At 48.7% G+C, this 12004-nt stretch carries 13 protein-coding genes and 1 pseudogene; 10 read left to right on the top strand and 4 right to left on the bottom strand.

The features are described 5' to 3' along the window. The first annotated feature begins 229 nt into the window (after window positions 1–229). From LZ24_RS16215 to LZ24_RS16200, 4 genes are all read left to right on the top strand, one after another. Window positions 230–1258: a transposase gene (locus LZ24_RS16215; protein ID WP_144686764.1), complete on the top strand. Its 1029-nt coding sequence runs from the start codon at window positions 230–232 to the stop codon at window positions 1256–1258. Between the two features lie 123 nt (window positions 1259–1381). After that, window positions 1382–2182, top strand: a complete 801-nt coding sequence (locus LZ24_RS16210; protein WP_144686763.1) for a SapC family protein — start codon at window positions 1382–1384, stop codon at window positions 2180–2182. 46 nt (window positions 2183–2228) lie between these two features. Beyond that, a complete protein-coding gene (locus LZ24_RS16205) occupies window positions 2229–2891 on the top strand; it encodes a peptidylprolyl isomerase (protein ID WP_144686762.1) in 663 nt (220 codons plus the stop codon). 398 nt (window positions 2892–3289) lie between these two features. After that, window positions 3290–4252, top strand: a complete 963-nt coding sequence (locus tag LZ24_RS16200) for a hypothetical protein (protein ID WP_144686761.1) — start codon at window positions 3290–3292, stop codon at window positions 4250–4252. 333 nt (window positions 4253–4585) lie between these two features. Here LZ24_RS16200 and LZ24_RS16195 read toward each other — a convergent pair whose 3' ends face one another. Next, window positions 4586–4876 (bottom strand): helix-turn-helix domain-containing protein, encoded by a 291-nt coding sequence (locus LZ24_RS16195; RefSeq protein ID WP_144686760.1) that lies wholly within the window; start codon window positions 4874–4876, stop codon window positions 4586–4588. Window positions 4877–4886: 10 nt separating this feature from the next. Beyond that, entirely contained in the window at window positions 4887–5171 is a 285-nt protein-coding gene (locus LZ24_RS16190; RefSeq protein WP_144686759.1) for a helix-turn-helix domain-containing protein, read from the bottom strand. 420 nt (window positions 5172–5591) lie between these two features. On the opposite strand from LZ24_RS16190, the gene LZ24_RS16185 reads away from it, so the two are divergent. Further along, on the top strand, window positions 5592–6749 hold the full coding sequence (locus tag LZ24_RS16185) for a site-specific integrase (RefSeq protein ID WP_144686758.1): 1158 nt from the start codon (window positions 5592–5594) through the stop codon (window positions 6747–6749). Window positions 6750–6917: 168 nt separating this feature from the next. Here LZ24_RS16185 and LZ24_RS16180 read toward each other — a convergent pair whose 3' ends face one another. Beyond that, the gene (locus tag LZ24_RS16180) at window positions 6918–7169 is read right to left on the bottom strand and encodes a hypothetical protein (protein ID WP_144686757.1); all 252 of its coding nucleotides are present in this window, start codon (window positions 7167–7169) and stop codon (window positions 6918–6920) included. Window positions 7170–7306: 137 nt separating this feature from the next. Here LZ24_RS16180 and LZ24_RS17410 point away from each other — a divergent pair, with 137 nt between their 5' ends. The 3 genes and pseudogenes from LZ24_RS17410 (at window position 7307) to LZ24_RS16170 (ending at window position 9465) form a co-directional block, all read left to right on the top strand. Continuing rightward, window positions 7307–7456, top strand: coding sequence for a hypothetical protein (locus tag LZ24_RS17410; RefSeq protein ID WP_186443217.1), 150 nt, complete (start codon window positions 7307–7309; stop codon window positions 7454–7456). A 64-nt stretch (window positions 7457–7520) separates the two neighbouring features. Next, window positions 7521–8431: pseudogene (locus tag LZ24_RS16175) on the top strand (tyrosine-type recombinase/integrase). Next, window positions 8428–9465: an IS91 family transposase gene (locus tag LZ24_RS16170; RefSeq protein WP_144686756.1), complete on the top strand. Its 1038-nt coding sequence runs from the start codon at window positions 8428–8430 to the stop codon at window positions 9463–9465. Before LZ24_RS16175 ends, LZ24_RS16170 begins: the two are co-directional and overlap by 4 nt. A 470-nt stretch (window positions 9466–9935) precedes the next feature. Here LZ24_RS16170 and LZ24_RS17705 read toward each other — a convergent pair whose 3' ends face one another. Then, window positions 9936–10295, bottom strand: a complete 360-nt coding sequence (locus LZ24_RS17705) for a hypothetical protein (RefSeq protein ID WP_222427683.1) — start codon at window positions 10293–10295, stop codon at window positions 9936–9938. A gap of 159 nt (window positions 10296–10454) precedes the next feature. Between LZ24_RS17705 and LZ24_RS16165 the strand changes: the two genes are divergently transcribed. Beyond that, the gene (locus LZ24_RS16165) at window positions 10455–11303 is read left to right on the top strand and encodes a hypothetical protein (protein WP_144686755.1); all 849 of its coding nucleotides are present in this window, start codon (window positions 10455–10457) and stop codon (window positions 11301–11303) included. A gap of 261 nt (window positions 11304–11564) precedes the next feature. Next, on the top strand, window positions 11565–12004 hold a 440-nt coding region (locus LZ24_RS16160; protein WP_144686754.1), incomplete at its 3' end, for a recombinase family protein.

Below are 12004 nucleotides of genomic sequence, written 5' to 3'. Positions count from 1 at the left end.
CTTGGCCAAATGAGAGGCTGCGCGTTTGACTCAATGCAGGAGCCGGATGCGTTAGCAGCGCACGTCCGGATCTGTGCCGGGGGGTTGATCTGAAATTGAAAATTGTCAAAATTACCTTTCAGATCAATTCTCTACGGCGACCTTGGTTGTTTGGTTGTTTACATCCTCCCTCTTTTCTTCTATATTCTCTTTAAAAACAGTATGCATTCCTTAAAGCAAGGAGGCCGCCATGACCTGTCCTCGCTCTACTCTGATCAGCCTTGAAAGTACCCCTTGGTATCACTGTGTCTGTCGGTGCGTCCGTCGGGCCTTCCTCTGTGGCAAAGACAAGCAGTCCGGCATGGACTTTGAGCATCGCCGGGGCTGGATAGCAGAACGCATCATGGAGCTTGCCGCCATTTTTTCCATTGATGTGGCTGCTTTTGCCATTTTAAGCAATCATTATCACATAGTTCTGCGTGTGGATGAAGACCGTGCCCTTTCCTGGTCAGATCATGAGGTGTTCACCCGCTGGGTTCAGCTTTTTAAAGGCCCGGATGTGGTGAGGTGTTACCTGGCGGAAGACGGTGAATTAAGTCACTCAGACCAGCTTCAGCTTTCAGAGCTTGCTGGCCTCTACCGGAGCCGCCTCTATGATATTTCATGGTTCATGCGTATGCTTAATGAATCCATTGCAAGGAAAGCCAATCAGGAAGAGGGTATAAGCGGCAGGTTCTGGGAGGGGAGGTTCAAGAGTCAGGCCCTTCTCGATGAAAAGGCCATTCTTGCTGCCATGGCCTATGTGGATCTTAATCCTGTCCGGGCTGGCATGGCAAAAACCCCCGAAGAATCAGACTATACTTCCATCAAGGAAAGGCTGGATGCCCTAAAGCCGCAGGCTGTGGATTCCGGTTCTCCTGAGTTACTGGATACCTCCCCGGATACCCCTCCCGAAAAACCCAGAGCCTCCCTTGCACCCTTTGATGACCTTACGGATATGCCCTTTGCCATTCCCTTTGGTTTCCATGAGTATGTGGAGCTGGTGGACTGGACAGGCAGGCAGCTTAGGCGAAAGAAGATGAGCATTCATGAAAATACCCCGCCTATTTTAAGCCGTTTAGGTGTGGATGCTACCGTATTTGTATCTTCCATGGATACGCTTTTGGAGAAGTTCGGCACCGCCGTGGGTGATCCTGAAGTTTTGAGGATGCATTGTAAGCTGAGGGGGATTCGCTGTATGCCCGGAGTTCGGTGTGATGTCTTTTTCGATGCAGCATGATTTATAGGGCTGGATTTATTTCGTTTTTCAGGGTATGTTTCTTAAAAATTAAGGCTTTTTGAACATCTGTCATCATCAGGTGTAAACGCAGTTTTTCCACTTGTAATTATAATCGGAGTATCCATGACACAGCCTTGGACGGATCTTGATTTTTCTGACCATAAAGATTTTTGCTGGAAAGCCTTCACACACTATGGTTTTGCAGCCAAAGACAGACACGCCCCCCTTCTTCAGGCCGAGCTGACCCATGCCATGAGGTGGTATCCGGTCTGTTTTGTAAAAAGGGAAGAAGGCAGCATTTCAGAGTATCAGATGGTTGTATTGCAGTCTCTGACTCCGGATCTGAACCTCTTCGTAGGCAATAAGGGGCAGTGGCTGGCATCCTATGTGCCATCCTGTTACAGGGGGTATCCCTTTCGACTGAATCCTTCAGAATCCAAAACTCACCTGCAGGTTCATACAGGCGGTGACCTTGTGGTTACAGAAGCAAAGCCCGGCCATGAACCGATATTTACCAGTGATGCAGGCTTTACGCCTAAAGTAGCCCAGGTACTGGATTTTCTGAATAAATGCAGGGAGGATGAAAAGCAGACAGCGGGGATGTTAAAGCAGCTTGCAAAGCATAATCTCATTGTACCCTGGGATCTTCAGACCAAACAAACCCCTGAATCAGCCCCTGAAAAGATCAGCGGGTATTACCGCATAGACGAAAAAGCCCTGAAAACCCTGCCCGGTATCCAGATGAGTCTTCTGGCCCAGACCGGCGTGTTGGGACTGGCCTATGCCCACCTTTACAGCCTTGCAAGACTGGATGATTTCAGGGTGCGGTATCAAAAGCACAGCAGCCCGCCATCGGCTAAAACAGCGGTACCGGATCTTGATGAGTTGTTTGGTGACAGCAGTGATGGCATGTTGAAGTTTTAATGGGGCAAAAGAAGAATGGTCTTTTTTTAAAGAAATGGAGGATGGAATGGTCCGCAGTGTTACAGGTTGTATTGCTTTACTTCTGATGGTCTTTGTTGCTCTTCCTCTTTATGCGGATACAGCTCCATTGGTCAGGCTGTCAACGGGCATGGGAGAAATAGATGTTGAACTTTATCCGGATGAAGCCCCGGTTACCGTAGAAAATTTTTTAGCTTATGTAGATAGCGGTTTTTATGACATGACAATTTTCCACAGGGTTGTAAAAGGTTTTGTGATACAGGGAGGAGGATTTGAGCTGTCATTACACATGAAGGAAACCCGTGACCCCATAAAAAATGAGGCCTCAAACGGTCTTTCCAACCTTGCCATGACCCTTGCCATGGCAAGGACTCCGGAACCTGATTCTGCCACCTCTCAGTTTTTCATTAACCTTGTTGATAATCCGGCTCTTGACTATTCTGCTACAAATCCCGGTTATGCCGTATTTGGTAAGGTGGTGAAAGGGCAGGATGTGGTGGAAGCAGTTGCTGCACTGGATATAGTCAGTCTCGGACAGTTTACTCATCTTCCTGATCCGCCAGTAATTATCAAGAAAGCATCAAGGATAGAGTCGAAACCTGAACCAGATCCGACAGATCCTAAAGATCCGGGCGAAAAAAGCAGTGACAGCTCAGGCTGTTTTATGGATGTTTTGTCTTTTACACCATAGGGCAGCCATCTGGTTGATAGGACAGTCACGGGTTGATTTTAGTCTGTGTGTTTTCCTTGTGGGAATACACAGACCCTCTCACCATCCCTTGCACTTGCACTTATCTCTGAAACCCGTTGGCTGTATGTACCGTCCGGATTTATGGTTTGGTTGTCAGTCTTGACAGTGTCTGCCCTGTTTTTGTGCCAGTCGCTGTTTGTCCGTGTGCAGTGCTATTGGTCCGTGTTTTTTTTCCGTGCTGTCCGGTGGCAGAGGTGAGGGAGACGGGCAGGCACAGGGGCCTGCCCCTACAAAACCTGGTGGCTGAGGTTCTCGAAGCCCCCCTTCCCACTGCCTCTTTTTCAGGCTATGCAGTAGCCGGGTATTTCTGCTACACTTTCAAAAAGAAAGGACACTGCATGGCAAAAACCGAATCCAATGACTACGACAGCCCCTGGAAAGAAGCCGTAGGGAGGTATTTTAAAGAGTTCCTTGCCCTCCTGTTCCCCCAGATCCATGATGAGATAGACTGGGACAAAGGGCTTGTATTTCTGGACAAAGAGCTGCAGAAGATCGTCCGGGATGGTACCACAGGACGGCGGTATGTGGACAAGCTGGCAAAGGTCTGGACCAAAAAGAACCGGGAAATCTGGGTACTCATTCATGTAGAGGTTCAGGGTGAGGCCGAAGACCTCTTCCCCAAACGCATGTATGTGTACAATTTCCGCATCTTTGACAGCTATGACAGGGATGTGGTCAGTCTTGGGGTTTTAACGGACAGTCAGAAGAGCTTCAGGCCGGATTCCTATTCTAAAGAATTGTGGGGCTGTAGCCTTGACTTCCGCTTCCCTATTGTCAAACTTATGGATTGGGAAGACCGTTGGGATGAGCTTGAAGCTAGCGATAATGTCTTCTCTCTCGTGGTCATGGCCCAGATCAAGGCGAAAAGCAGCAAATCAAAGGATGAGCTGAAGGCCTGGAAATACCATCTGGTGAAGCTCATGTATCAGCGGAACTACAGCAGAGAAGACATCCTGCAGCTGTACCGCTACATCGACTGGATGATCAGCCTGCCTAAGGAGCTGGAAGCACAGTTCCTTAAAGAAGTTTACCTCTTGGAGGAGGAAAAAAAGATGCCATACATTACAAGTGCAGAGCGGTTTGGGTTGGAGAAGGGTGTTGTTATGGGTCGTAGTGAGGGTGTGGAGATTGGTACGTACAACGAGAAGTTCCAGACCATCATGCGTCTTTCCAAGCTCAATCTGCAACCTCAAGACATAGCCGCAGGCGTTGGGCTTACCCCCGAAAAAGTCAGAGAAGTCCTTGCTGCCGGGGATAAGGGCCTGGATCTTCTGATTGGTGAGGATGCCACCAAGCATTAGGCTCTGGTGCAGACACGCATACCGCCATTAGGTACCTGTGTCACCAAGCTCTCTTATTTTGATTTCTATCTAACCATGACCGGACGCAGCCCTTAGTATGGGTTGTGTCCGGTTGTTATCTTGTGGTGTATTCTGTGGCTTCGGTATCTGTCTCTCTATATCCTGTTTTGTGTCCATCCATCCTGTTTGTTCCGAACATCATCTTTGCGCTCTCTATCCCCCATATTTACTGTCCGCTGTATGAGCTGATTTTAGGGGTACAGGGTAGTACATCAGCCCTATCTGTTTTCATGCAGGGGGCTGTCTTTTATCTGGCTTCCCACTCCCCGCTTTTCAGTCGTCCTCATCCTCTCTTTCTTCTGCCCTGTCTGCATCTGGCTTGATCAGCACACCCATGGTTCCATCCTCATGATTGACAAATATGATCCCTGCCTCTGTGAGTACATGGGCCAGTAGTTTCATGGTGCTTTTCTTCTCCAGTACCTTCCTTTCCAGCCGTGTTACCGGCGTTTCAGACAGGTGGGCTTTAGCAGCCAGTGTCCTCTGTGACCATCCCAGCAGTATCCTTGCAACCTTGAACTGCTCTCCCTTCAACAGTTCCACATCGTATGCTTTTTCCCTCATCATCCCCCCCTTAGCCATCTTCCCTTTCATCTGCCCTGTCTGCATCCGGTTTGATCAGTACGCCAAAGGTTCCGTCCTCATGGTTGATAAACTCTATCCCAGCCTCCATCAGTACATGGGCTATCAGCATGATGGTGCTTTTTTTCCTGACGTTGTTCTTCTCTGCCTGGGTGACAGGCCCCTGGGACAGGTAGGCTTTAGCAGCCAGTGTTCTCTGTGACCATCCAAGCAGTATCCGTCCTGCCTTCAGTTGCTCTCCTGTGATCAGTTCCACATCGTATGACTTGTCTTTCATCATGCCTCCTTGCTGTGGTTCAGTCCTGTAACGGCGTATGGATTATCCCTGCTATCTGCCTTTCCCACCATCAAGCCCTCTTAACCTCTGGTGTACCCCTGAGTCTGCCCTGGGTTGAGGGTATATCCCACTCTCCACTCTATTATCCATGCTCAGAACACCATAACAATTTGTGGTCGTAGAGGGGAGTATTTTGTCCGAAAAGACCATTTTTATTTTTTTACCGTTTTCTGAGAAAATTCTTGACTTTTGATTTGCTAATAATTTCAGGCATGAATTTTTTCTCTGTTCGGTACCAACATTCTCACGATTTTATTTTAGATTTTTGTCTAAATTGCTTGCATATGAATTTACATCTTTTTAGCATGATGACTGAGGGCAGGGGCAGGAAACATGGATGCAGTATGAATGGAGGATGCGATGCCAAAGATACTTCTTACAACGGGCTTTGTGGCTGATCCACCTGTAGTGGCCAAGGGCAGGGTGGATTACTTTGATACGGAAATACCCGGATTCATGCTGGAGGTGAGGTCTTCTGGCAGGTGTACCTACTATCTGCGTTACCGGGACAGGCACGGCAGGCTACGTCAGGTGCGTATCGGGCCTGTGGATGCCATAAGCCTTGAAAATGCAAGGATGACAGCCAGAGAGATCAGGTCACAGACGGCATTGGGCTACGATCCAGCAGCCATGATGGAAAAGAAAAGGCAGGAGATGACCTTTGGAGACTTTGTAGAGGATAAGTACATCCCCCATGTGAAACTCTATAAACGAAGCTGGGAGCAGGATGAGAGGATGATAGACCGGGTGCTTCTGCCATTATGGGAGTACGCCAAGCTGTCTGCCATAACACGGGATGATGTGCGGGATTTTCAGACTTCCTATGTGGACAAGGGCTATAAGCCTGGGTCTGTGAACCGGATGATGGCATTGGTGAAGTACATCTTCTCCCTGGCAGAAAAATGGGAGTACATCGACAAAAGCCCTGCAAGGGGTGTGTCCAAGCTGGCTGACAATGAGCATAAGGAGAGGTTTTTAACCCATGAAGAGACGGACAGGCTCCTGAAAGCATTGAAGAACTGCCAGAGTACAGTAGTCCCTGATCTGATTGAGTTTCTGATTCTTACAGGTGCAAGGAAGAGCGAGGCCAGCCATGCCAAATGGGAGGATATGGACTTTGAGCATGGCCTGTGGACGGTACCCATGAGCAAGTCAGGAAAACCAAGGCATATCCCCTTGTCTGGTTCTGCCATCAGTGTGCTGAAGAGGCGGGAGGATAACAACAGCCCGTTTATATTTGCCAACCCTAAAACAGGTGAACCGCTGAAGCATTTTCACAATACATGGGATCGAATCAGGAAGGAAGCGGGCCTTGAGGATGTCCGGGTACATGACCTGAGACACAACTTTGCCTCCCTTCTGATCAACCATGGCAGGAGTCTCTATGAGGTACAAAAACTGCTGGGTCATGCAGATATTTCTACCACCCAGAGGTACGCCCATTTGAGTCAGGATACCCTCAAAGAGGCCACTGAAATCGTGTCCCGGAGCATCAAAAGTGATGGTGACTCTGAGTGATTTGGGCTGTGATTTTTAAAAGTGCTGATGGGAAATTGATGGGTCGTTTTGGGTGGTTAAGGTGCTGTAATCATGGGAAGTCTTTCGGCGCTTTTCTGAAAATCGTGATGGGTAATAGATGGGTACTTTTTTTTGTGATGGGTAGGGTGTCTGGTGGGTCGTATGAAATCAATAGGTTACAAGGTGCCGACTGATGGTTGTAAACAGCGTTTCAGTGAGCATATGCGCATATTCGGCCATTTTTGGGGATTTTTGGACGGCGTAACTTACGCCATGGCATTTTCCGGCGTAACTTTGATCAAAATGGACAGAATTTGCCAAAACGCCAGCGTCCGATGCTTTCAGTGTGAAGTCGGGGCGGCGTTGGTGTGATACCGGGGCGGCATCAGGGTGGCGTTTGAATGGCATTGCGTTACCCATGATGCTCCCGATGCGTATTCGATGTGATGCCCGGATGTATTTTGACGGCGTAACGCTGATGTCGGATCAGGTGCAGGTGGTGTCAGTGTGATGTCCGGTGGCATCAGGATGTCAAGAATGTATGAGAGGAGGAGGGTATGAATGAAAAGAAGCTGTATTCATTTAAGGAAATCGGTGAGGAACTGAACCTGAATTACAAGAAGATACTCAATTACCGTAATCAGGTCTGTGATTTTCTGCCGGGATGGTTGAACGCAGCCGCTTCGCGGCAGAAAAGATTTAAATAAGGTACACTCCTTCAATTGCAGCCCATAGCTGCAGCCCAAAACCCATTTGGAGAAGGAGTGTACCATGAACCATCAGGAACAAGAGCGATTCAGCAGGCTTTACGAGAAGCATCTGAAAACCCTGAAGCTTCAGGGCAAAGCCCAAAAAACCATTGAAGCCTATGCCAGAGCGGTACGCAGAGTCAGCAGTTACTTTGACTGTTGCCCGGACAATCTCAGTCCTGAGAACCTACAGGACTACTTTGCAGATCTGATAGAAACCCATTCCTGGAGCACAATCAAGATAGACAGAAACGGACTTCAACACTTCTGGAAGTTTGTTCTGAAAAAGGAATGGGAATGGGTTGAAATTGTAAAACCCCCCAAAGTTCACACCCTTCCTGACATCCTCACCCCTGATGAAATTCAGATGATCATTTCTGCCACCCGGACAGATCGTTACCGGGTATTTCTGCTCACCACCTATTCCATGGGCCTGCGCCTTGGTGAAACCCTGGCCCTTGAGGTGGGGGATATTGATGCAAAATATCAACGTGTCCACATCCGCCAGGGCAAAGGAAACAAAGACCGGATAGTGCCGCTCCCGGATCTGACCCTCATGGTCCTTCGGACATTTTGGATAACTCACCGACATCCGAAGCTGCTTTTTCCCAACCCCAATGGTTCACCAGAAACCATCCGTCAGGCAACAGGCCCCATGGACAGAGGCGGCGTTCAGCAGGCCATGAAAGCTATCGTTGCACAATGCGGCATTAAAAAAAAGTCTCAATTCACACCCTCCGCCACAGTTTTGCCACCCATCTCCTGGAACAGGGCTTAAGCCTTCGCCATATCCAGGGAATCCTCGGTCATGCCAGCCCAGTCACCACCGCCAGATACGCTCACCTTACCGAAGTGACGGAAAAAGACAGCCTTCTTGCTGTCAACAGGCTTGCAAACCATCTCCGTGGGAATTTAACGGAGGTGCAATCATGAAAATAATCGACATCATTAATGAATACTACGAACCCTTTGTGGCCATGTACGGAGGCACCCTGCTGCCAGGGCAGATGAAAGCCCTGCATGCCATGCGGGGTTGCCGCAGCGGAAATTGCGGAGAGCTTTTCATCCAGTGCACAGACTGCGGTCATCAGGAATGGCGGCCCCTTTCCTGTGGTCATCGGAATTGCCCACAGTGCCAGCACCATGAAGCCAGCCAGTGGATCGGACGTCAGCAGGAAAAACTTCTTCCGGTTGATTATTTCATGGTGACCTTCACGCTTCCCTATGAGCTGAGGGAGCTTGCATACCGGCATCAGAAGACAGTGTTCAGCATCTTTTTTTCATGTGTATCCAGTACACTCAAGGATTTTGGTCTCAGGCCCAAAAACCTTGGGGCAGAAATTGGGATGACCATGGTGCTTCATACCCATTCCAGAAAGCTTGATTACCATCCCCACCTGCATGTGGTGATTCCAGGTGGGGGAATTGATAAAAAAAGAAATCAGTGGAAGAAAAAAAAAGGGAAGTATCTTTTCAATGAAAAAGCCCTTGCAAAGGTTTTTCGTGCACGTTTTCTTGACAGCCTGAACAAAGAAGGTCTCACGGTACCGAGAGGAATCCGGTCGGAATGGGTGGTGAAATGTAAAGGCGTTGGAAAGGGTCTTCCCGCCATTAAATATCTCTCAAGTTATCTTTACCGGGGGGTGATATCGGAAAAAAATATTATTTCCAGTAAAGATGGGATGGTAACCTTCCGGTACACCGAAAACACGGGTAAAATTCGATACAGGACGCTGAAGGGTGAGGATTTTCTTCGTCTGATCCTTAAACATGTGCTGCCAAAGGGCTTTCGAAGAATCAGGGATTATGGATTTCTGCACTGCAAAGCCAAAAAGCTGCTTTCACTCGTTCAACATGTCCTGCGTGTCCAGCTTGAAAGTATAAATCCTGTCCCAAGAGCTTCTTTCAGTTGTCCTCGCTGTAAGGCTCCCATGGAGGTTCTGTTTTTCCTTCTGAGACCCGGATGAAAAGGATTCATTGGCAATCACTTGGTATTAATTGAGTGGCGGAGGTGGTAAGACTATGAAAATACAGATCTTTTTTAAAGCCTTGTAAAAGGTCTTGCCCCTCTGCGTCCTCAAAAAATTCTTCCTTCCAGACTACCTCCGGATACGGCCCTTCCAAAAAAAGCTATTTCCTTATAATAGAAACCTGTCGGGGATGCCGCTACGGGCTGGTTCAACACCGGATGAGATCGTGGTTCGTCCCTCACACGATCTATCCTTATCTGTTCGATGGTAAGCATTTCAAATGTTTTCATGCATGTATCGAGATACTTCTTCTGGTGGATGGATTGCGTGGGGAGGGGTACACCTTTCAAATGATCAAGGATATTTTGCTTAAAAAACATACGGTTAAGGATGATCCGTTGCTCAGCGATTGGGTGGATGAGTGTCTGGAGAATTACAGTCATTACTGGTTTAAATGGCCCGATTCTTCAGGTGATCGTGAGTATGTAATGGCCAGTATATGTTTGCGCCAGGACGAACTGGAATATGCTGGTATGAACCAATACAAGCCAGGAGGTGCCGGTATGAACCAAGATAAGCCAGGAGGTGCTGGTATGAACCAAGATAAGCCAGGAGATTCTGGTATGAACCAAGACAGGCTGGTAGGTGCTGGCAGGAACCAAGATGAACCAGAACATACTGTTATAAATCAGGATATGCTGGTAGGTGCTGGTATAAACCAAGACGAACCAGAAGGTACCGGTATAAGCCAGTATGAGCCAGAACATGCTGGTATGAATCAGGATATGCTGGTAGGTGCCAGTAGAAACCAGGACGAGCCAGTACATACTGGTATGAACCAGGACGAACCAGTAGGTGCCAGTATCTCCCGGTTGATGCCAGTTGATGCCAGTATGTGCCAGTTGCTACCAGTAGGTGCCAGTGTGTGCCAGTTGCTACCAGTAGGTGCCAGCAGGTGCCAGTGTGTACCCGGTGATAATTTTAACTTGAATCTGCCCGGTGACATGAACATTACCCTTCCCGATACTCCCATAAGCACAGACAAGGTTTGGGATACCCAGCCTGCCAATGCAAAGGAACTGGCCCATGAGATTAAGGCTGAGCTGCTGAAGGAACTGCCCCCCATGCTGGAATCCTTTCTGCAAAAATTTGCCATTAACCTTGGGGAAGAGCTGTCCCGTACCCTGACCCATGCCTTTCAGAAACTGGCTACGGAGAACAACATAGCCGTAACCGCAATCTGTGAGGCCATTGATGACTTGCAAAACGGTATCAGCAATCTGGACAGACGGATGACCAGCCTTGAAAGGGAGCTGGGCCAGCCAGTGGAAGAACCGTTCCAGCTCTATGAGATAGATGCCAGCAATCTACAGGTGAGCCTGCAGACCCTGTCCTTTGATTTTACAGTGCCCGGCATCCAGTCCGAAGCAGACCTTGCAGAAGATGCTGATCCCCACAACCTGCGGCCTGTTATCGAGAGTATCGTCCATTCCAAGCCCAATAAAGAAGCTGTTCTTGATTGGGTAATGGAAAGAAGGGCAGCCATAAACCCTGCACCGAGTTACAGCGTCCTTGCTTCCATACTCGATGAGGCAAAGATCCTGACCCTTTCCGGCAGGGGCACATGGTCGCCGGGTACGCTGAGGAACATGGTTGTAAAAAGAGAGGCAAGGGAAAACAGGGCATTGGAGCTGGCAGATGAGGAAGCTGCGGATCATGGGGAGGATGGGGCAGAAGATGACCTTCCCCGTGTGGCAGACCTTACGGATGATGGCGGTGTTGTTTCGGATACTTGGCTGGATATAGAAGACGGGACGGATGAAGAAGAACCCTGAAACTGTCGGGGTTACTCCGGGCTGCGGGTGTGGTTCCGGAGTGGCCTCTATATATAAGGTAGAAAAAGTCAGGGCAGAGAGTGGGGGATGTGGTGGTTCGGATGGGTTTCTTTTGGGTTTACCCCAAGGACAGGCAGCAGGTACAGTTTTGCCCATTCAAAAAGTCTAATAAAATCAGGTTTACGATTATGGGGATACCATTCAAAGTAACCTGTCGATATAAACCACAGCCAAAGTAAACACTACGGAAGCAGGTGGATCATGGTTGAAAGAAGAGTGTACGGGTATCTTCGGGCATCCACAGCAGATCAGGACGCAACCAGGGCAAAGGATATGCTGGACAAATTCGCCTCTGAAAACGGTGTGGCCGTGACTGCGTACTTCATAGAAAACGAGTCGGGTGCAAAGCTCTACAGGCCAGAGCTGTTCAGGGCCTTGGGTATCATGCAGAAAGACGATGTGCTTCTCATAGAACAGGTGGACAGGCTTTCCCGCCTCAATGCCGATGACTGGCAGAAGCTTCGGGTGAAGATACAAAGCAAGGGGATTCTCATTGTGTCTCTGGATCTTCCCTTTACCCACAGTCTGATAGTAAGTCAGGAGGAGGATAAGGATTTTCAGGGCCGTGTCCTTGATGCTGTCATGGGTATGATGCTGGATGTACTGGCAGCCGTTGCAAGAAAAGACTTTGAAGACAGAAG

The sequence above is a fragment of the Desulfobotulus alkaliphilus genome (genome assembly GCF_007830435.1).
GTDB lineage: Bacteria > Desulfobacterota > Desulfobacteria > Desulfobacterales > ASO4-4 > Desulfobotulus > Desulfobotulus alkaliphilus.
This window is presented reverse-complemented; position numbering and strand designations above follow the sequence as displayed.

Bases quoted from the DNA above. Each gene is read 5' to 3' on its own strand.
- LZ24_RS16215 (WP_144686764.1), top strand. From the start codon at position 230: ATGACCTGTCCTCGCTCTACTCTGATCAGCCTTGAAAGTACCCCTTGG.
- LZ24_RS16210 (WP_144686763.1), top strand. From the start codon at position 1,382: ATGACACAGCCTTGGACGGATCTTGATTTTTCTGACCATAAAGATTTT.
- LZ24_RS16205 (WP_144686762.1), top strand. From the start codon at position 2,229: ATGGTCCGCAGTGTTACAGGTTGTATTGCTTTACTTCTGATGGTCTTT.
- LZ24_RS16200 (WP_144686761.1), top strand. From the start codon at position 3,290: ATGGCAAAAACCGAATCCAATGACTACGACAGCCCCTGGAAAGAAGCC.
- LZ24_RS16195 (WP_144686760.1), bottom strand. From the start codon at position 4,876: ATGAGGGAAAAAGCATACGATGTGGAACTGTTGAAGGGAGAGCAGTTC.
- LZ24_RS16190 (WP_144686759.1), bottom strand. From the start codon at position 5,171: ATGAAAGACAAGTCATACGATGTGGAACTGATCACAGGAGAGCAACTG.
- LZ24_RS16185 (WP_144686758.1), top strand. From the start codon at position 5,592: ATGCCAAAGATACTTCTTACAACGGGCTTTGTGGCTGATCCACCTGTA.
- LZ24_RS16180 (WP_144686757.1), bottom strand. From the start codon at position 7,169: ATGGGTAACGCAATGCCATTCAAACGCCACCCTGATGCCGCCCCGGTA.
- LZ24_RS17410 (WP_186443217.1), top strand. From the start codon at position 7,307: ATGAATGAAAAGAAGCTGTATTCATTTAAGGAAATCGGTGAGGAACTG.
- LZ24_RS16170 (WP_144686756.1), top strand. From the start codon at position 8,428: ATGAAAATAATCGACATCATTAATGAATACTACGAACCCTTTGTGGCC.
- LZ24_RS17705 (WP_222427683.1), bottom strand. From the start codon at position 10,295: ATGTACTGGCTCGTCCTGGTTTCTACTGGCACCTACCAGCATATCCTG.